Origin of the sequence: Pseudomonas tritici, from assembly GCF_014268275.3 — a bacterium.
In the GTDB taxonomy this organism is placed as follows: domain Bacteria; phylum Pseudomonadota; class Gammaproteobacteria; order Pseudomonadales; family Pseudomonadaceae; genus Aquipseudomonas; species Aquipseudomonas tritici.
The window spans coordinates 2577874-2595346 of the sequence record NZ_CP077084.1 but is presented as its reverse complement, the minus strand read 5'-3'; the positions used below and the strand labels follow the sequence as shown (position 1 = coordinate 2595346).

Genomic DNA, 17473 nt, shown 5'->3' with positions numbered 1-17473 from the left:
TCACCTTGATGAGCAGACGTTTACACCCCGCCACAAAAAGTCATCTCTTGGACCTTTCATCGCATCACTGCGTCCTCGGTTTATTTCTGACTCTTGCGCTTCTGGTATTATGGTATACCATCATACGCAAACCAATCGCATCCCGTTGGAGCAGCCATGAGTTTCGAAATCCGCAAGATCGTCAGCTACGTAGAAGAAACCTTCATCGAAGGCGGCAAAGCCTCCGACACCCCCGTGAAAATGGTCGGCCTGGCCGTTGTGCTGAAAAACCCCTGGCTGGGCCGTGGTTTTGTCGAAGACCTGAAGCCGGAGATCCGTGCCAATTGCTCCGACCTCGGCGCGTTGATGGTCGAGCGCCTGGTGGGCATCATCGGCGGTGCCGAGAACATTGAGGCCTACGGTAAAGCGGCTGTGGTCGGTGCCGACGGCGAGATCGAACATGCCAGCGCGATCATCCATACCCTGCGTTTCGGCAACCACTACCGCGAAGCGGTCAAAGCCAAAAGCTACCTGAGCTTCACCAACAAGCGCGGCGGCCCGGGCACCTCGATCCAGATCCCGATGATGCACAAGGACGACGAAGGCCTGCGCTCGCACTACATCACCCTGGAAATGCAGATCGAAGACGCGCCGCGGGCCGACGAAATCGTCGTGGTGCTGGGTTGCGCCGATGGCGGCCGCCTGCACCCGCGCATCGGCAACCGGTATATCGACCTGGAAGAACTGGCCGCCGAAAAGGCCCAGTAAGCCAGGCAAGCCCCCCAATAAAAAAAGGCATGCAGGAGCGCTCCATGATTCGGCTCACCGCTGAACGCACCCCGGCTGGCACCAGTTATCTGGCGACCGGCCAAGGCCAGCCTGTGGTTTTGATCCACGGCGTGGGCCTGAACAAAGAAATGTGGGGCGGGCAAGTCGTTGGCCTGGCCACACACTACCGCGTGATCACCTACGACATGCTCGGCCATGGCGCCAGCCCGCGCCCGGCCGCCGGCACGCCGCTGCTGGGTTATGCCGACCAACTGCTGGAGCTGCTCGACCACCTGCAACTGCCCCAGGCCACTGTGATCGGGTTTTCCATGGGCGGTTTGGTGGCGCGAGCGTTTGCCCTGCACTACCCCGACCGCCTCAAAAGCCTGGTGGTGCTCAACAGTGTGTTCAACCGCAGCCCCGAGCAGCGTGCCGGCGTGATCGAACGCACCGCCCAGGCCGCCGAACACGGGCCGGATGCGAATGCCGAAGCGGCGCTGTCGCGTTGGTTCAGCCGCGAATACCAGGCGGCCAACCCGGCGCAGATCGCCGCGCTGCGTCAGACCCTGGCGGGCAACGACCCCCAAGGCTACCTGACCACGTATGAGCTGTTTGCAACCCAGGACATGTACCGCGCCGATGACCTCAAGGGTCTGCGCGCCCCCACCCTGGTCGCCACCGGCGAACTGGACCCCGGCTCGACGCCGGAAATGGCCCGGCAACTCGCCGATCGTATTCCGGGGGCCACGGTTGCGGTGCTGGCTGAGCAACGGCATATGATGCCGGTGGAATCGCCGCGCCTGGTCAATCAGTTGCTGCTGGGGTTTCTTGACACCGTATACGCCCAAAATAATCCAATAAAGGGGATCGTTGCATGACGCTTGAACGCTTCCAGATGTGCATCGGCGGTGAATGGGTCGATGCCCTTTCCGGCAAGACCTTCGACAGCCTTAACCCGGCCCTGGCCGAGCCCTGGGCGCAACTGCCCGACGCCGACGAAGCGGATGTGGAGCGCGCCGTACAGGCGGCCCAAACGGCCTTTGACAGCCCGGCCTGGCGTGGCCTCACCGCCACCGCGCGGGGTAAACTGCTGCGCCGCCTCGGTGACCTGATCGCCGAGAACAAAGAGCAACTGGCCCAGCTGGAAAGCCGCGACAACGGCAAGCTGATCCGCGAAACCCGTGGCCAGGTCACCTACCTGCCGGAGTTCTTCCACTACACCGCAGGCCTGGCCGACAAGCTCGAAGGCGGCACCCTGCCCCTCGACAAGCCCGACCTCTTCGCCTACACCGTGCACGAAGCCATGGGCGTGGTCGCCGCGATCATTCCATGGAACAGCCCGCTGTACCTGACCGCGATCAAACTCGCGCCGGCCCTGGCAGCAGGCAATACCATCGTAATCAAACCCTCCGAGCATGCCTCGGCAACCATCCTCGAACTGGCGCGCCTGGCCCTGGAAGCGGGCATCCCACCTGGCGTGGTCAACGTGGTCACAGGGTATGGCCCCAGTACCGGCGCCGCCCTCACCCGCCACCCGCTGGTGCGCAAGATCGCCTTTACCGGCGGCGCGGCCACGGCGCGGCATGTGGTGCGCAGCAGCGCGGAGAACTTCGCCAAGTTATCCCTGGAATTGGGCGGCAAGTCACCGAATATCATCTTTGCCGACGCGGACCTGGACAGCGCCATCAATGGTGCGATTGCCGGCATTTATGCTGCGTCCGGCCAGAGTTGCGTCTCCGGTTCGCGCCTGCTGGTGCAGGATGAAATCTACGACGAGTTCGTCGAGCGCCTGGTGGCGCGCGCCCAGCGTATCCGCATCGGCAACCCTCAGGACGACGCCAGTGAAATGGGCCCCATGGCCACCGCACAGCAACTGGCCGTGGTCGAAGGCCTGGTGGCGGATGCCATCGCTGAAGGTGCACGCCTGCGTACCGGCGGCAAGCGCCCGCAGAACCTTGGCGAAGGCTGGTTCTACGAACCGACGTTGTTCGAGTGCGACCGCAACTCGATGAAGATCATGCAGGAAGAAGTGTTCGGTCCGGTGGCGTCGGTCATCCGTTTCAAGGACGAGGCCGAAGCGCTGGCCATCGCCAACGACTCGCAGTTCGGCCTTGCCGCCGGCATCTGGACCCGTGACCTGGGCCGCGCCCATCGCCTGGCCCGCGACGTGCGTTCGGGTATCATCTGGGTCAACACCTACCGTGCCGTCTCGGCCATGGCGCCCATCGGCGGCTTCAAGAACAGCGGCTACGGACGTGAAAGCGGCATCGATTCGGTGCTGGCCTACACCGAGCTGAAGACGGTGTGGATCAACCTCTCCCAGGCGCCCATGCCTGATCCTTTTGTGATGCGTTAAGAGTCCACCACCATGATCGAACCCGGCATTTACAAAGACGTCATGAGCTCCTTCCCTTCCGGCGTCACGGTGGTTACCACCCTTGACCCGGACGGCGGCATCGTCGGCATTACCGCCAGTGCGTTCAGCGCGCTGTCGATCGACCCGGCGCTGGTGCTGTTCTGCCCCAACTACGCCTCCGACACCTACCCGATCCTGCGCGACAGCAAGCGCTTTGCGATTCACTTACTGTCAGCCGACCAGACCGCCGAAGCCTATGCCTTTGCCAGCAAGGGCAAGGAAAAAGCCAAAGGTATCGAGTGGCACTTGAGCGAACTGGGCAACCCGCTGCTGGCCAAGGCCACCGCGATCATCGAGTGCGAACTGTGGCGCGAATACGACGGCGGCGATCACGCGATCATCGTCGGCGCGGTGAAGAACCTGATCCTGCCCGAGCAGCCGGTCACACCGATGATCTATCACAAAGGCAAGCTGGGCCCGCTGCCCACCCTGGCCTGAGGAGTGCTGAAGCATGCGTAACGACAAATATGAGCAGGGCCTGAAGATTCGTACTCAGGTCCTGGGTGAAGCCTACGTGCAGCGCTCGATCGAGAATGCCGACGACTTTACCCGGCCGCTGCAGGAGATGGTCACCGAGTACTGCTGGGGCCACGTGTGGGGCCGGGAGGGCTTGTCGCTTAAAGAACGCAGCATGATAAACTTGGCAATGATTTCGGCCCTCAATCGGCCCCACGAACTCAAGCTGCATGTACGCGGCGCCTTGCGTAACGGGCTGAGTCGTGAACAAATACGCGAAATTTTGCTTCAAGTCGGTATTTATTGCGGGGTTCCCGCCGCCGTGGACAGCTTCCGGCTGGCCCGAGAAGCCTTCGCCGAAGCCGATGCCGAGGCCTCCAGTTAACCGTTACATTCAGAGCAGACCCCATGAAACGCGCGCCCCTCGACGACAGCTTCAAGGTCAATCACAACCCGGTCACCCTGCGCGAAATCGTGCTGGAGAAACTGCGCAGCGCCATCATGAACTTCCAACTGCTGCCCGGTGACCGCCTGGTGGAACGCGACCTGTGCGACCGCCTCGGCGTCAGCCGCACCTCGGTGCGCGAAGCCTTGCGCCATCTGGAGTCGGAAGGTCTGGTGGAGTTCGCCGATGCCAAGGGTCCGCAGGTGGCGATCATTACCCTCGCCGATGCCGTCGATATTTATGAACTGCGTTGCGTGCTTGAAGGCTTGATCGTGCAGTTATTCACCCTGCGCGCCAAGGCCAAGGACATCAAGGCCCTGGAAAAAGCCCTCGAGGAAAACCGCAAGGCCCTCAAGGAAGGCGAATTGCAGCAAGTGATCGATTCGGTGCAGGGTTTCTACGACGTGCTGCTCGAAGGCTCCGGCAACCATGTGGCCGCCACCCAGCTGCGCCAGTTGCAGGCGCGTATCAGCTACTTGCGAGCGACCTCGGTGTCCCAGGAAAACCGCCGTGGCGCCAGCAACCAGGAAATGGAACGCATGGTCCAGGCGATCAAGAGCGGTGACCCCCTCGCCGCCCACCAGGCCTGTGTCGATCACGTGCGCGCCGCCGCCGCCGTGGCCCTGGATTACCTCAAGCGTAAACAGGAAGAGACCGGCAAACTCCCCGAGATCACCCTGCCCATCGCGCTCAAAGAACCGCGCATAGGTCACTGACCATGCCCAGCCCCAGCTTTTGCCCGACATGCGGCGGCAGTGACCTCGGTCACCAGCTGCCACCGGGCGATACCCATGAGCGCCTGATGTGCCGGGGCTGCGGCTATATCCATTACATCAACCCCAAGATCATCGCTGGCTGCATCATTGAGCAGGACGGCAAATACCTGCTGTGCCAACGCGCGATTCCACCGCGCCCCGGCACCTGGACCCTGCCCGCCGGCTTCATGGAAGGTGGCGAAACCACCGAACAGGCCGCATTGCGCGAAGTCTGGGAAGAAAGCGGTGTACGCGCGGAGATCCTCTCGCCCTACTCGATCTTCAGCGTGCCCAGGATCAGCGAGGTGTACATCATCTTCCGCGCCATTGCGCTGGAGATCACCGGGGAGTTCGGGCCGGAGACCATGGACTATAAGTTCTTCGCGCCTGAGGATATTCCCTGGGACAGTATCTACTACCCGGCGATCAGGCAGATTCTCGAGCGGTATATCGAAGAGCGGCAGGCTGGGGTGTATGGCATTTATATCGGGAATGACGACAGCGGAAAAATCCACTTCATCCGCTAACCTCCAGGCCGAACCGGTTACAAATGTGGGAGCGGCGGTTCGACTTGCTCGCGAAGGCGGAGTTTCAGTCGATTCATTCGGTATCTGACATACCGCTTTCGCGAGCAAGCCCGCTCCCACATTTAAATCGGCTTACACCCGAAAAATCTAAGGTGCCAGGCCTTCCACAATAATAATCTGCGCCTGTCCCACGCCCTCTCGGTGCGCCTTCGCCGCCTGATACTCCGCCGACTCATAACAAGCCACCGCCTGCTCGTAGCTGTCGAACTCGATCACCACATTCCGCTGGCGTGCCGGCCCGCCTTCCAGCGCCTCGCTGCGCCCGCCCCTGGCCAGGAATCGTCCGCCATACAAGGCAAACGCCGCCGGCGCGCGTTGGGTGTATTGCGTGTACTGCTCTGCATCAGACACATCCACATGAGCAATCCAGTAGGCCTTCATCGTGACATCCTCTTGCTGTATTTTTGTGGTATACCATAATACATACAACCAACTGACCGAGCATCCTACATGTCCTTCAACAGCATCGAAGACATCATTGAAGACTACCGCCAGGGCAAGATGGTGCTCCTGGTGGACGACGAAGACCGAGAAAACGAAGGCGACCTGTTGCTGCCCGCAGCGTGCTGCACCGCCGAGACTATCAGCTTCATGGCCCGCGAAGCCCGTGGCCTGATCTGCCTGACTCTCACCGATGAACATTGCCAGCGCCTGGGCCTGGAACAGATGGTGCCGAGCAACGGCAGCGTGTTCAGCACGGCGTTTACCGTGTCCATCGAGGCCGCCACCGGCGTGACGACCGGCATCTCAGCCGCCGATCGCGCGCGCACCGTCGCGGCCGCAGTCGATATTAATGCCGGGCCTGCCGATATCGTGCAGCCGGGGCATATCTTCCCGTTGCGCGCTAAAGACGGCGGTGTACTGACCCGCGCCGGCCATACCGAGGCCGGTTGCGACCTGGCGCGCCTGGCCGGGCACACGCCCGCCTCAGTGATCGTAGAAGTCATGAATGACGACGGCACCATGGCGCGGCGTCCCGAACTGGAAATTTTCGCGCGCAAACACGGGATCAAGATCGGCACCATCGCCGACCTGATCCACTACCGCCTCAGCACCGAACGCACCGTGGTGCGCATCGGCGAACGCGACCTACCCACGGTGCACGGCACGTTCCGCCTGATCACCTTTGAAGACCGCATCGACGGCGGCGTGCACATGGCGATGGTGATGGGCCAGTTGCGCCGCGATGAACCTGCGCTGGTGCGCGTGCACGTGATCGACCCGCTGCGCGATCTGGTCGGCGCCGACTACAGCGGCCCGTCCAACTGGACGCTGTGGGCGGCTTTGCAACGTGTCGCCGCTGAAGGCAGCGGCGTGGTGGTGGTGCTGGCTAACCATGAGTCGTCCCAGGCGCTGCTGGAACGCGTGCCGCAACTGACCCAGGCGCCGCGCCAGTTCAACCGTTCGCAGTCGCGCATCTATTCTGAAGTGGGCACCGGGGCGCAGATCTTGCAGGACCTCGGCGTCGGCAAGCTGCGTCACCTCGGCCCGCCCCTCAAATACGCCGGGCTGACCGGCTACAACCTGGAGGTGATCGAGAGCATTCCCTTCACCGAATGACGGATAACCGGTAAGGCAAAATGCTTGCACAAAGTTTGGAATACCATAATATGATATTCCATAGACCGAACGCTTCTGCCAAGTGCGCCCGCCAGGGAGAGCACCAATAAAAGCCCTTGGCACGGTCGCCTTTTGGGGTCTCGATCAGAGGCTCCCGATGGACCTACTGCTCCCGATAGGCGGGCATTACCAAGCCCGCTCAATAACAAAACAAATGAGGGCGTGAAAATGGTGTTGAACAAACGTGCAACCGCGGTGCTGTTCGCGGGTTTATTGGCTACGGCCACTCACGCGGCCCTGGCAGCCGAAAGCGTCAATTTCGTGAGCTGGGGCGGTAGCACCCAGGATGCGCAGAAGCAGGCCTGGGCCGACCCGTTCAGCAAGGCCAGCGGCATTACCGTGGTCCAGGATGGCCCCACCGACTACGGCAAACTCAAGGCCATGGTCGAAAGCGGCAACGTGCAGTGGGACGTGGTGGATGTCGAAGCCGACTTCGCCCTGCGCGCCGCCGCCGAAGGCCTGCTCGAACCCCTCGATTTCTCGGTGATCCAGCGCGACAAGATCGACCCGCGGTTTGTCTCCGACCATGGTGTGGGCTCGTTCTTCTTCTCCTTCGTGCTCGGCTACAACGAAGGCAAGCTCGGCGCTGGCAAGCCTCAGGATTGGTCCGCGCTGTTTGACACCAAGACCTACCCTGGCAAACGCGCCCTCTACAAATGGCCAAGCCCTGGCGTGCTTGAACTGGCGCTGCTGGCCGACGGCGTAGCCGCCGACAAGCTCTACCCGCTGGACCTGGACCGCGCCTTCAAGAAACTCGACACCATCAAGAAAGACATCGTCTGGTGGGGCGGCGGCGCGCAGTCGCAACAGCTGCTGGCCTCCGGCGAAGTCAGCATGGGCCAGTTCTGGAACGGCCGCATTCACGCCCTGCAGGAAGACGGCGCGCCGGTTGGCGTGAGCTGGAAGCAGAACCTGGTGATGGCCGACATCCTCGTCGTGCCTAAAGGCAGCAAGAACAAAGCCGCCGCGATGAAATTCCTGGCCAACGCCAGCAGCGCCAAGGGCCAGGCTGACTTCTCCAACCTGACCGCCTACGCACCGGTGAATATCGACAGTGTGCAGCGCCTGGATTCGGTACTCGCGCCGAACCTGCCGACCGCCTACGTCAAGGATCAGATCACCCTCGATTTCGCCTACTGGGCCAAGAACGGCCCGGCCATTGCGACACGGTGGAATGAATGGCTAGTCAAATGAAAATGACGGCAACCACACCGACCGGGAGCGCCCTCGGCGCTGCCGGCGCGGTTTCGGCCAAGGCCGGGGCGCCGTCCCTGGCGCAGCGCTGGCGGGGGTCGAGCAACCTGATCCCGGCCCTGCTGTTCCTCGGCCTGTTTTTCCTGGCGCCGCTGATCGGCCTGTTGCTGCGCGGCGTGCTGGAGCCGGTGCCGGGCCTGGGCAACTATGAACAACTGTTCGCCAACTCGGCCTACGCCCGAGTGCTGCTCAACACGTTCTCGGTGGCGGGCCTGGTGACCTTGTTCAGCCTGCTGCTGGGCTTTCCGCTGGCCTGGGCGATCACCCTGGTGCCACGCGGCTGGGGACGCTGGATCCTCAACATCGTGCTGCTGTCGATGTGGACCAGCCTGCTCGCCCGCACCTACTCCTGGCTGGTCTTGCTGCAAGCCTCCGGGGTGATCAACAAGGCGCTGATGGCCATGGGCATCATCGATGTGCCCCTGGAGATGGTGCACAACCTCACGGGCGTAGTGATCGGCATGAGCTACATCATGATCCCGTTCATCGTGCTGCCGTTGCAGGCGACCATGCAGGCCATCGACCCGATGATCCTGCAGGCCGGCTCGATCTGCGGCGCCAGCCCGTGGACCAACTTCTTCCGCGTCTTCCTGCCGCTGTGCCGGCCGGGCTTGTTTTCCGGCGGCCTGATGGTGTTCGTGATGTCCCTCGGTTACTACGTCACCCCGGCGCTGCTCGGCGGTGCGCAGAACATGATGTTGCCCGAGTTCATCATCCAGCAGGTGCAATCGTTCCTTAATTGGGGCCTGGCCAGTGCCGGCGCCGCGTTGCTGATCTTCATCACGCTGGTGCTGTTCTACTTCTACCTGAAGCTCCAGCCGGAATCCCCGGTTGGCGCCAGCAACGCGAGGTAAGCCGTCATGCTCCTGACCCCCAATGCCATGAGTCGCAGGATGCGCTTGGGCCTCTACACCACCACCGGGTTGATTGGCCTGTTCCTGCTGCTGCCGATTGTGTTTATCGTGCTGCTGTCGTTCGGTTCATCGCAATGGCTGGTGTTCCCGCCGCCCGGCTGGACGCTCAAATGGTACGGCCAGTTCTTCTCCAACGCGGATTGGATGAACGCTGCGATGGCCAGTCTCAAGGTGGCGGTGCTGACCACGATCTTCGCGGTGGCGCTGGGTTTGCCCACCGCCTTTGCCCTGGTGCGTGGCCGTTTCCCCGGCCGCGAGCTGCTCTACGGCCTGTTCACCCTGCCGATGATCGTGCCCTTGGTGATCATCGCCGTGGCGGTGTACGCGCTGTTCCTCAAGCTGGGCTACACCGGCACGATGTTCGCCTTTGTGGTCAGCCATGTGATCGTTGCGCTGCCGTTCACCATCATCTCGATCATCAACTCGCTGAAGCTGTTCGACCAGTCGATTGAAGACGCGGCGGTGATCTGCGGCGCCTCGCGCTTGCAGGCGGTGTTCAAGGTGACCTTCCCGGCGATCCGCCCGGGGATGGTGGCCGGCGCATTGTTCGCCTTTCTGGTCTCGTGGGACGAAGTGGTGCTCAGCGTGATGATGGCCAGCCCGACCCTGCAAACCCTTCCCGTAAAAATGTGGACCACCCTGCGCCAGGACCTGACGCCTGTGATCGCCGTCGCGTCGACGCTGCTGATCGGCCTGTCGGTACTGGTCATGGTGATTGCCGCCGCCGTTCGCCGGCGTACCGAAACCCGCGCCTGAGCGCCGAGGAGAAGAACATGAGTGCAGTGATCAACGATGTCGCACAGAGCCACGGCCACCCCCTGGTCAGCCTGCGCAACCTGAACAAGCACTACGGTGAATTCGCTGCCGTGGACAACATCTCGCTGGACATCCAGGACGGCGAATTCCTCACCTTCCTCGGCTCCAGCGGCTCGGGCAAAAGCACCACGCTGTCGATGCTGGCCGGCTTCGAAACGCCGAGCAGCGGCGAGATCCTGGTCAGCGGTCAATCCCTGGTCAACGTGCCGCCGCACAAGCGCGACATCGGCATGGTGTTCCAGCGTTACTCGCTGTTCCCGCATTTGTCGGTGCGCGACAACATCGCCTTCCCCCTGGCGATTCGCAAACTGGCCAGCGCCGAACGCGAAAAGCGCGTCGACGCCATGCTCAAGCTGGTGCAGCTGGAACAGTTCGCCCATCGCCGCCCATCGCAACTGTCCGGCGGCCAGCAGCAACGGGTCGCCATCGCCCGCGCGCTGGTGTACGAGCCACGCATCCTGCTGATGGACGAACCCCTCGGCGCCCTCGACAAGAAGCTGCGTGAAGACCTGCAAGACGAACTGCGCCAACTGCACCGGCGCCTGGGCATCACCATCGTCTACGTGACCCACGACCAGGAAGAAGCCATGCGCCTGTCCCAGCGCATCGCGATTTTCAGCCACGGCAAGATCGTCGGCCTGGGCAGCGGCTTCGACCTCTACCAGAACCCGCCGAACGCGTTTGTCGCCTCGTTCCTCGGCAACTCCAACTTCCTCAAGCTCAAGGCCCAGGGCAACGCAGTGGCGTCGTTCGAAGGCCAGGCGCTGTCGATCCGCCTGACCATCGGGCTGCACACCGAGCAGGATGTGCTGTTGATGGTGCGCCCGGAAAAAGCCCTGGCGCTGAATGTCGAACAGGCCGCCGAGCAGCCGTTGGCGGCGGGCTGGAATGAAGTATCGGCGATCGTGGGTGAAGTGCTGTTCCTCGGTGAAAGCCAGACCTGCACGGTGAAAACCCTCGGTGGCACGTCGATGACGGTCAAGGCGTTGTCCGCTGCGGGCATGCCGCTCAAGGCCGGCGACCCGGTACGTGTGCGCTGGGCGACGGCGGATGCGTGTGTGTATACGGAGTGGGCCGAAAGCGACCTGAACAAGGCGGCTGGCGCGCATTGAGTCACCCTTGGGTCCCTCTTTTAAAGTTGCACGGGGCGGTTGATACACCTCGATCCAAAATGTGGGAGCAAGCCCGCTCCCACATTTTGAACTGCGTTTGCCCGTTAAAGCGTGCGTTCGAAAATCGCCCCCTCGATCCCCAGCACCTCACGGGTATCGGCATAAATCCCCACGCCTTTCTCCCACACCTGCTTGATCGACTGATCAGCACAGCGAATCCGGTAACTGAGTTCGAACGGCTCCTGACGCGACAACGCATTTTGCACCTCACGCCAGACGTAGTCGGCATCCTGCGCGAGAATCAGGCTGTTGTAGGTGAACTCATGGTTGTCCACCAGGCGCTCGGCGGGGTAGCCGGTGAGTTGCAGGCAGCCGGCGCTGACGAATTCCATAGTCCAGTCGCGGTTGTTGCGGCCGCGATAGATCAGGCCCGGCATGCTGTCGAGCAAGCTCATGCTGCTGCGCTGGCTGGCCTGCAAGGCGGTTTCGCGGCGTTTGTGGGCCGTAACGTCCCCGGCCACCAGGTAGAAGCCTTGGGGGCCGCGCTTGAGGCTGATCTCGAACCAGCGCAATTCGCCGCTGGGGTGCACAAAACGCAGGCGCTGGTTGAATGAGGTGTCGGGGCGGCGGCGCAGTTCATTCAAGGCCTGGCGCCATAGCGGGCGGTCTTCCTGGTGCACGTAGTCCATCAGGTTACGCTCCGCGCCGTGCGGGCCCATCAACGCGGCCCAGGCCAGGTTGGAGTGGGCGATCTGGCCGTTGTCGCGCAGTTGCACTAAGGCGGCGGGAAAGCAATCCATCACGTCCATGGGCGGCGGCGCAAACGCTTCGGGGCTGTCCCTCATCTAGTGGCGCTCCTCGTGTTTCATCAAGGCGCCGCTGTGCACCCAGGCCGCCAGCTCCAGGCGCGAATGCAGGCCGAGTTTCTGCAGCAGGCTGCGCACGTAGATCTTCACCGTGCCGTCGCTGATTCCCAGTTCGCGGCCGATCTGTTTATTGCTCATGCCGGCGGCGATCAGCGCCAGGGTCTGGCCTTCGCGCTCGGTGAGGTTGCCGCTGTCGATGGGGTCGCACGACGGCGACGGCTCAGCCTGGTCGGCGAGCAAGGCAATCAGGGTCGAGTCCAGTACGATCGCGCCCTTGTGACAGTTGCGCATATACGCCAGCAATGCATCCGGCTCGGTTTCCTTTAGCACATAACCGCTGGCGCCCAGGCGCAAGGCCGTGAGCAACTCGGCGCGGTCCATGGAGGCGGTGAGCACCACCACCTGGCAATCCAGGCGCAACTGGCGCAGTTCGTCCAGTACCTGCAAACCGCTGAGGCCGGGCATGTGCAAATCCAGCAGCACCTGTTGCGGCGTCAGGCTCACGGCTAGGTTGATGCCCTCTCGGCCGCTGGCCGCCTGCCCCACCACTTCGAAGTCGCCGCTGGCATCGAATAACTGCGCCAGGCCCTTGCGAAACAACGGGTGATCATCGATCAGTAATAAGGTCGTGCAGTCCATCGAGACTCCCCTGTGGCAGATCGTGATGGCGACGCAGGCCAAGGTGCACACGCACCCCGTGCGGACGGATCGCCTCTATGCTCAGCCGTGCGCCGATGCTGGCGGCGCGCTCGCGGATAATCGCCAGGCCGAAATGGTTGTGCTCGTCGCAGGCCGGGATCAAGCCGATGCCATCGTCTTCCACCGACACCGAGGCGTCGCCCTCCTGGGTCTGGCGCAGTTCGATCCGCACGTGGCGCGCGTGGGAATGCCGCACTGCGTTGGTCAGGGCCTCGCGGATGATCTGCAGGATCTGCAATTCGGTTTCCGGGCTCAGGGCGTCGTCGGCCAGGCGGTTGTCGAGTTCGAAGACAATGATGCAACGCCGCGAGAACTCCGCGACCGAATCGGCCAGGGCCTGGCGCAGCGAGCGCCCGTCCATGGTCAGGCGCGCACTGGTGATCAGCTCGCGCACCTGGCGTTGCAGTTGGCTCAGGCCGGTGCACAGGTCCTGCAGGGCCGGCTCGCCCAGTTGCGACTGCAAGCCATGGGCCTGGAACGACAGGTAGCCCAACTGCTGCGCCACCGAATCGTGCAGCTCACGGGCCAGGGCGCCGTGGCGGGAAGTCGCCTGTTTGCGCTGCTGCTCACGGTTGTGGCAGCGCAGGCGTACGGTCACGCCCACCGCCTGCGCCGCCTCTTCCAGTATCCGGCGCCAACTGGCACCGGCCCGCCGAGGGGTGTCGAGCAGCAATGCGCCCTTTTCACCCTCGGGCAAGGCGCACACCAGACGGTGCACGCCCCTTTGCCGGCAAGGTCCGCAGGCTTGGGGAGCGTCCGTCACGCTGGCGTCGCGCCAGGGGCAGCGCGCGACGGCCTGGCAGCCGTCGACCGCCCCTCGCCGCGTCGGGCCCAGGTCTTCGCCGCCGAGGATCAGGTTAAGCCTGGCAGGCGGCAGCAGTGCGTCGAAACGGTCCAGGAAACCCGACAAGGCACCGTCAGCGTGCAGGGGCAACCCGGCCAACAACCTGCGCACGCTGCGCGCCTGTTCGGGTCGTACAGGCCCCAACCAGAGCGGCCAGCCTTTTGGTCGTGTCAGCACTCTTTGATAACTCCCCGTCCGGTTGCTCTGCGTGGTCAAGAAGCCCAGCAACTTCCATGCCCCGAATGGCCGGCGCACAAGGCTTATCTCCAAAGGCATAGCCCTTTTTCCAGATTGAGAACATTTTCCCCATAGGAAAGTATCTCTCCCAACAGGAAACAAAAACGCACCGTGGAGAGCCCGCATGACGTTCACCCGCAGCCGCCCCATCGTGGTGATGCAATCCGCCACCGCCCGCGCAGCGTTCATCAGTGAACTGCACATGCCCGTGTTGTTGAACGGCGAACACCCTGACTTTGCGCGGCGCCTGCAACACGCGTTGGCCAGCGCCACCGTGGGGTGCCGGCTCTACCTGTTGGGCGACGAAGCCTTTATCTGGCGTGTGCACGGCGAGGCCCGCGCCGCGGGCCTGGAAGACGACGAGATCGACATGACCTGCACCACGCCGGGCCTGCGCCAAGTGTATTGCGCGCACTGCGGCCTGACCCAGGCGGCCGGGCCGGCCCCGCTGTTGAACTGCATTGGCTGCCACGTCGGGCTGGAGGTCCGCACGCATTTTTCCCGGCGCCTGGGGGCGTACCTCGGCGTGTGCATCAACCCTGACCAGCCCTACGCGGGGTTCCAGCCATGAGCGCGGCCCTCAACGTCCAAGTCAGCGCAGCACGCATGCTCACGCCCGTAGTTCGCGAATTCACCCTGACGCCCGCCACGGGCAGCCTGCCCGGCTTCTCGCCCGGCAGCCATGTGCAGGTGCATCTGCCGCTGGCCGAAGGCACGGTGCGCAACGCCTATTCACTCACCAGCGACCCGGCGTACCCCCAGCACTACCGAATCGCGGTGCGCCTGCAAGACGCCTCGCGCGGTGGCTCGCAGTACCTGCACAGGCAGGTGCAGGTCGGCGACACCTTGCAAATTTCGCCGCCGGCCAATCTGTTCGCGCCCTATGGCACCGCGCGCCTGCATATCCTCATCGCCGCCGGGATCGGGATCACGCCGTTCATGGCCTATATCGCCGCAATGGAACAACAGCAGGCCGACTTCGAACTGCATTACCTGTTCCGCCGGGGCCTCAGCGACGCCTATCTCGACGAGCTGCAACAGCGCCTCGGCCCGCGCCTGCACACCTACGACCGGCGCCCGGACCTGAACCCAATCCTCGACAACCGGCCGCTGGGCAGCCACGTCTACACCTGTGGTCCGCAGCCCTTGCTCGAGGCGGTTGAGCAACACGCCGCACGCCTCGGTTGGCCGAGTAAGCGTGTGCATTCGGAAGCCTTCAAGGGCGCACAACCCGGCCAGCCGTTCGACCTGCAGCTGCTGCGCAGCGGCCGACGACTGCGGGTCGAAGCCGAGCAAAGCCTGCTCGAAGCCTTGGAGCAGGCCGGCCTGCAAGTGCCCAACCTGTGCCGTGGCGGGGTCTGCGGGCAATGCATCACGCGCCACCAAGGCGGCGCCATCGAACACCGTGACAGCTTCCTCAGCCCGGCCGAGCAGGCCGACTTTCTGATGCCCTGCGTCTCGCGCGGCAGCGGCCCCTGCGTTTCGCTGGACCTATAGGAGTGAGTGCCATGCCTCTGCAAACGAGCCCCGTGCTGAGCTATCGCGACGATTTCAGTTTTCGCAACAGCCCGGCAGCGATCCGCCGTTTTCCCTTTCCCTTTATCGAGGACAGCTACCTGTACTCGGTGAACATCGAACCGGCCATCTCCCGCGACCCCGGCTCGATCTATGAGCACGCCTTCGACATCGACGAACACTACCGCTCGGAAATGGCCGAGCGCGCCCTGGTGCTGGACAAGGACCCGCGCCGCTACCTGGTGATGCCACACATGCAAGTGGCCGCCTGGGATGCACTGCAGATGATCATGGAGCACCTGGCTACCGACTACCCGCAGTGGTTCAGCCTGGTGCAAGACGGCGAGCGCTGGCAGTGGCGCAACCACCTGCTGGACATCGACCAGCCGTTCATCTTCGGCGATACCACCAGCCTGCCCTGCGCGCCGCTGGAGTACATCGGCCGCCAGGTGCAGGGGGATTTCGCCCTGCTCGACCAGCGCGACGGCGACCTGTACATGGACGCCGGCCTGGTCACCAGCCCGGCCGACTGGTCGTTGGCGTTCGACGCCGGCATGAGTTTCAAGCAATGGCACGCACCGGTGCCCATGGCCCATCAGATGGGTGTGTTCGAGCGGGCACTGAAGTACCTGCTCAACTTGCAGGTCGGCCAACCGGTACGGCGCTTGAACTGGACCCTGACCATCAACCCGCGCCTGGATTCGTCGCCGGAAACCTTCCATGAATGGGGCGCCGATCGCGGCCAGATCACCGCGCAAAACGTCGGGCAGCAGGTACACCTGCGGGTCGAGCTGCAAGTGATGGCGCGCCTGCCGCGCAGCCACGCGGTGATGTTCAGCATCCGTACCTACCTGATCAGCCTGGACGAGCTGGTTACGCAACCCGGCTGGGGCTGCCGCCTGCACCGCGTGCTGCGCGACCTGCCCGACCCCATCGCCGACTACAAGGGCATGACCCGCTACCGCCACACGCTGGTCGAGTGGCTGAGCCAGTTCGACCCACAGGCCTGACGCCCCCTCTTCTACGACAAGGAACCTCACATGACCCACTCATGGCGTATTTCTGCATTGGCCGAACGGCACCGCGCCCTCGGCTCGAATCTCGAAGACTGGAACGGCATGGGCACTGCCTGGACCTACAGCAGCGACCTCGCCGACCACCACCAGGCGATCCGCACCCGCGCCGGACTGATGGACGTGTCGGGGCTGAAAAAAGTCCACTACGTGGGACCCCACGCCGAGAGCCTGTTGCAGTGGGCCACCACCCGCGACATTGCCAAGCTCTACCCCGGCAAATCGGTGTATGCCTCGATGCTCGACGAGGACGGCAAGTTCGTCGATGACTGCATCGTCTATCGCACCGGTCCGAATGCGTTCATGGTGGTGCATGGCGCTGGCACCGGGCATGAAATGCTCGTGCGCTCGGCCCAGGGCCGGCAAGTGGCGGTGCTGTTCGATGACGACCTGCACGACCTGTCGCTGCAAGGTCCTTTGGCGGTGGATTTCCTCGCCGAACACGTGCCCGGCATCCGCCAACTGGCGTACTTCCATCACCTGCAAACCCGCCTGTTCGACCGCCCGGTGATGATCTCCCGCACCGGCTACACCGGCGAGCGCGGCTACGAGATTTTCTGCAAGGCCGCCGATGCGCCGTTCCTGTGGGACAGCATTCTTGAACAAGGGGCGAGCCTGGGGATCATCCCCTGCGCCTTCACCGCCCTGGACTGGCTGCGGGTGGAAAGCTCGCTGATGTTCTTCCCTTACGACAACTCGCAGATGTACCCCTTCGCCGACCAGAAGGCCGGCGACACCCTCTGGGAAATGGGCCTGGACTTCACCGTTTCCCCTGGCAAGCACGCCTTCCGTGGCGCCGAAGAACACCTGCGCCTGCGCGGCCAGGAGCGTTTCAAGATCACCGGCGTGCTGCTTGAGGGCGTCCGCGCCGCCGAGGCTGGCGACACCTTGTGGCAAGGCAACCAGCAAGTCGGCGTGATCACCTGCGGCATGTATTCGCGCCTGAGCAAACGCTCGATGGCCATCGCGCGCATGAGCGTCGCCTGTTCCGAACCCGGTATTGCCTTGCAGGTTCGCGGCAGCCTTGAGGTCAGCGCCAGCACCCACGCCCTGCCCTTCGACGACCCGCAAAAAACCAAGCGCACGGCCAAGGGCTGAGCCTTCCTTCACCGAATTC

General features: G+C 63.3%; 20 protein-coding genes. 16 read left to right on the top strand and 4 right to left on the bottom strand.

The genetic code is table 11. The features are described from left to right. Positions 1 to 156 precede the first annotated feature (156 nt). The 7 genes from HU722_RS11665 to HU722_RS11635 are packed head-to-tail and all read left to right on the top strand — an operon-like array spanning position 157 to position 5346. Positions 157 to 747 (top strand): amino acid synthesis family protein, encoded by a 591-nt coding sequence (locus HU722_RS11665; RefSeq protein ID WP_049708911.1) that lies wholly within the window; start codon positions 157 to 159, stop codon positions 745 to 747. A gap of 44 nt (positions 748 to 791) precedes the next feature. Continuing rightward, the gene (locus HU722_RS11660) at positions 792 to 1625 is read left to right on the top strand and encodes an alpha/beta fold hydrolase (protein WP_049708912.1); all 834 of its coding nucleotides are present in this window, start codon (positions 792 to 794) and stop codon (positions 1623 to 1625) included. Beyond that, positions 1622 to 3103 (top strand): aldehyde dehydrogenase, encoded by a 1482-nt coding sequence (locus HU722_RS11655; protein WP_065876281.1) that lies wholly within the window; start codon positions 1622 to 1624, stop codon positions 3101 to 3103. Before HU722_RS11660 ends, HU722_RS11655 begins: the two co-directional genes overlap by 4 nt. A 12-nt stretch (positions 3104 to 3115) precedes the next feature. Continuing rightward, the gene (locus tag HU722_RS11650) at positions 3116 to 3601 is read left to right on the top strand and encodes a flavin reductase family protein (protein ID WP_010567340.1); all 486 of its coding nucleotides are present in this window, start codon (positions 3116 to 3118) and stop codon (positions 3599 to 3601) included. Positions 3602 to 3614: 13 nt separating this feature from the next. Further along, a complete protein-coding gene (locus HU722_RS11645) occupies positions 3615 to 4004 on the top strand; it encodes a carboxymuconolactone decarboxylase family protein (protein WP_065876282.1) in 390 nt (129 codons plus the stop codon). Between the two features lie 23 nt (positions 4005 to 4027). Next, positions 4028 to 4780, top strand: coding sequence for a GntR family transcriptional regulator (locus HU722_RS11640; RefSeq protein WP_049708916.1), 753 nt, complete (start codon positions 4028 to 4030; stop codon positions 4778 to 4780). 2 nt (positions 4781 to 4782) lie between these two features. Continuing rightward, positions 4783 to 5346, top strand: a complete 564-nt coding sequence (locus tag HU722_RS11635; protein ID WP_065876283.1) for an NUDIX hydrolase — start codon at positions 4783 to 4785, stop codon at positions 5344 to 5346. A 147-nt stretch (positions 5347 to 5493) separates the two neighbouring features. Here the strand turns inward: HU722_RS11635 and HU722_RS11630 are convergent, their stop codons facing one another. Then, entirely contained in the window at positions 5494 to 5787 is a 294-nt protein-coding gene (locus tag HU722_RS11630; protein ID WP_065876284.1) for a DUF1330 domain-containing protein, read from the bottom strand. 69 nt (positions 5788 to 5856) lie between these two features. Between HU722_RS11630 and ribBA the strand changes: the two genes are divergently transcribed. The 5 genes from ribBA to HU722_RS11605 all read left to right on the top strand — a co-directional run bounded on the left by ribBA (position 5857) and on the right by HU722_RS11605 (position 11122). Next, complete coding sequence (ribBA, locus tag HU722_RS11625; RefSeq protein ID WP_065876285.1) at positions 5857 to 6966, top strand: bifunctional 3,4-dihydroxy-2-butanone-4-phosphate synthase/GTP cyclohydrolase II; 1110 nt, start codon at positions 5857 to 5859, stop codon at positions 6964 to 6966. A 228-nt stretch (positions 6967 to 7194) separates the two neighbouring features. Further along, entirely contained in the window at positions 7195 to 8220 is a 1026-nt protein-coding gene (locus HU722_RS11620) for an ABC transporter substrate-binding protein (protein WP_065876286.1), read from the top strand. Then, complete coding sequence (locus tag HU722_RS11615; protein ID WP_064052598.1) at positions 8217 to 9134, top strand: ABC transporter permease; 918 nt, start codon at positions 8217 to 8219, stop codon at positions 9132 to 9134. Before HU722_RS11620 ends, HU722_RS11615 begins: the two co-directional genes overlap by 4 nt. A 6-nt stretch (positions 9135 to 9140) precedes the next feature. Beyond that, positions 9141 to 9950: an ABC transporter permease gene (locus HU722_RS11610; RefSeq protein WP_065871982.1), complete on the top strand. Its 810-nt coding sequence runs from the start codon at positions 9141 to 9143 to the stop codon at positions 9948 to 9950. A gap of 17 nt (positions 9951 to 9967) precedes the next feature. Further along, the gene (locus HU722_RS11605) at positions 9968 to 11122 is read left to right on the top strand and encodes an ABC transporter ATP-binding protein (protein WP_065881483.1); all 1155 of its coding nucleotides are present in this window, start codon (positions 9968 to 9970) and stop codon (positions 11120 to 11122) included. A gap of 104 nt (positions 11123 to 11226) precedes the next feature. Here HU722_RS11605 and HU722_RS11600 read toward each other — a convergent pair whose 3' ends face one another. The 3 genes from HU722_RS11600 to HU722_RS11590 are packed head-to-tail and all read right to left on the bottom strand — an operon-like array spanning position 11227 to position 13642. Continuing rightward, positions 11227 to 11967, bottom strand: a complete 741-nt coding sequence (locus HU722_RS11600; protein WP_065881486.1) for a PAS domain-containing protein — start codon at positions 11965 to 11967, stop codon at positions 11227 to 11229. After that, complete coding sequence (locus HU722_RS11595; RefSeq protein ID WP_046035758.1) at positions 11968 to 12627, bottom strand: response regulator; 660 nt, start codon at positions 12625 to 12627, stop codon at positions 11968 to 11970. Then, entirely contained in the window at positions 12596 to 13642 is a 1047-nt protein-coding gene (locus tag HU722_RS11590; RefSeq protein WP_046035770.1) for an ATP-binding protein, read from the bottom strand. The genes HU722_RS11595 and HU722_RS11590 overlap by 32 nt, the downstream gene beginning before the upstream one ends. A gap of 250 nt (positions 13643 to 13892) precedes the next feature. Here HU722_RS11590 and HU722_RS11585 point away from each other — a divergent pair, with 250 nt between their 5' ends. From HU722_RS11585 to HU722_RS11570, 4 genes are read left to right on the top strand one after another with little or no spacing between them, the layout of a single operon-like run. Next, positions 13893 to 14339, top strand: coding sequence for a dimethylamine monooxygenase subunit DmmA family protein (locus tag HU722_RS11585; protein ID WP_065910673.1), 447 nt, complete (start codon positions 13893 to 13895; stop codon positions 14337 to 14339). After that, positions 14336 to 15265, top strand: a complete 930-nt coding sequence (locus HU722_RS11580) for a PDR/VanB family oxidoreductase (protein WP_065872243.1) — start codon at positions 14336 to 14338, stop codon at positions 15263 to 15265. Before HU722_RS11585 ends, HU722_RS11580 begins: the two co-directional genes overlap by 4 nt. 11 nt (positions 15266 to 15276) lie before the next feature. After that, positions 15277 to 16293 (top strand): heme-dependent oxidative N-demethylase family protein, encoded by a 1017-nt coding sequence (locus tag HU722_RS11575; RefSeq protein WP_065872247.1) that lies wholly within the window; start codon positions 15277 to 15279, stop codon positions 16291 to 16293. 30 nt (positions 16294 to 16323) lie between these two features. Beyond that, positions 16324 to 17454, top strand: a complete 1131-nt coding sequence (locus HU722_RS11570; RefSeq protein ID WP_186753047.1) for an aminomethyl transferase family protein — start codon at positions 16324 to 16326, stop codon at positions 17452 to 17454. The last annotated feature ends 19 nt before the right edge of the window (positions 17455 to 17473 follow it).

Bases quoted from the DNA above. Each gene is read 5' to 3' on its own strand.
- HU722_RS11660 (WP_049708912.1), top strand. From the start codon at position 792: ATGATTCGGCTCACCGCTGAACGCACCCCGGCTGGCACCAGTTATCTG.
- HU722_RS11575 (WP_065872247.1), top strand. From the start codon at position 15,277: ATGCCTCTGCAAACGAGCCCCGTGCTGAGCTATCGCGACGATTTCAGT.
- HU722_RS11620 (WP_065876286.1), top strand. From the start codon at position 7,195: ATGGTGTTGAACAAACGTGCAACCGCGGTGCTGTTCGCGGGTTTATTG.
- ribBA (WP_065876285.1), top strand. From the start codon at position 5,857: ATGTCCTTCAACAGCATCGAAGACATCATTGAAGACTACCGCCAGGGC.
- HU722_RS11595 (WP_046035758.1), bottom strand. From the start codon at position 12,627: ATGGACTGCACGACCTTATTACTGATCGATGATCACCCGTTGTTTCGC.
- HU722_RS11640 (WP_049708916.1), top strand. From the start codon at position 4,028: ATGAAACGCGCGCCCCTCGACGACAGCTTCAAGGTCAATCACAACCCG.
- HU722_RS11665 (WP_049708911.1), top strand. From the start codon at position 157: ATGAGTTTCGAAATCCGCAAGATCGTCAGCTACGTAGAAGAAACCTTC.
- HU722_RS11615 (WP_064052598.1), top strand. From the start codon at position 8,217: ATGAAAATGACGGCAACCACACCGACCGGGAGCGCCCTCGGCGCTGCC.
- HU722_RS11585 (WP_065910673.1), top strand. From the start codon at position 13,893: ATGACGTTCACCCGCAGCCGCCCCATCGTGGTGATGCAATCCGCCACC.
- HU722_RS11635 (WP_065876283.1), top strand. From the start codon at position 4,783: ATGCCCAGCCCCAGCTTTTGCCCGACATGCGGCGGCAGTGACCTCGGT.
- HU722_RS11655 (WP_065876281.1), top strand. From the start codon at position 1,622: ATGACGCTTGAACGCTTCCAGATGTGCATCGGCGGTGAATGGGTCGAT.
- HU722_RS11580 (WP_065872243.1), top strand. From the start codon at position 14,336: ATGAGCGCGGCCCTCAACGTCCAAGTCAGCGCAGCACGCATGCTCACG.
- HU722_RS11630 (WP_065876284.1), bottom strand. From the start codon at position 5,787: ATGAAGGCCTACTGGATTGCTCATGTGGATGTGTCTGATGCAGAGCAG.
- HU722_RS11600 (WP_065881486.1), bottom strand. From the start codon at position 11,967: ATGAGGGACAGCCCCGAAGCGTTTGCGCCGCCGCCCATGGACGTGATG.
- HU722_RS11650 (WP_010567340.1), top strand. From the start codon at position 3,116: ATGATCGAACCCGGCATTTACAAAGACGTCATGAGCTCCTTCCCTTCC.
- HU722_RS11610 (WP_065871982.1), top strand. From the start codon at position 9,141: ATGCTCCTGACCCCCAATGCCATGAGTCGCAGGATGCGCTTGGGCCTC.
- HU722_RS11570 (WP_186753047.1), top strand. From the start codon at position 16,324: ATGACCCACTCATGGCGTATTTCTGCATTGGCCGAACGGCACCGCGCC.
- HU722_RS11605 (WP_065881483.1), top strand. From the start codon at position 9,968: ATGAGTGCAGTGATCAACGATGTCGCACAGAGCCACGGCCACCCCCTG.
- HU722_RS11645 (WP_065876282.1), top strand. From the start codon at position 3,615: ATGCGTAACGACAAATATGAGCAGGGCCTGAAGATTCGTACTCAGGTC.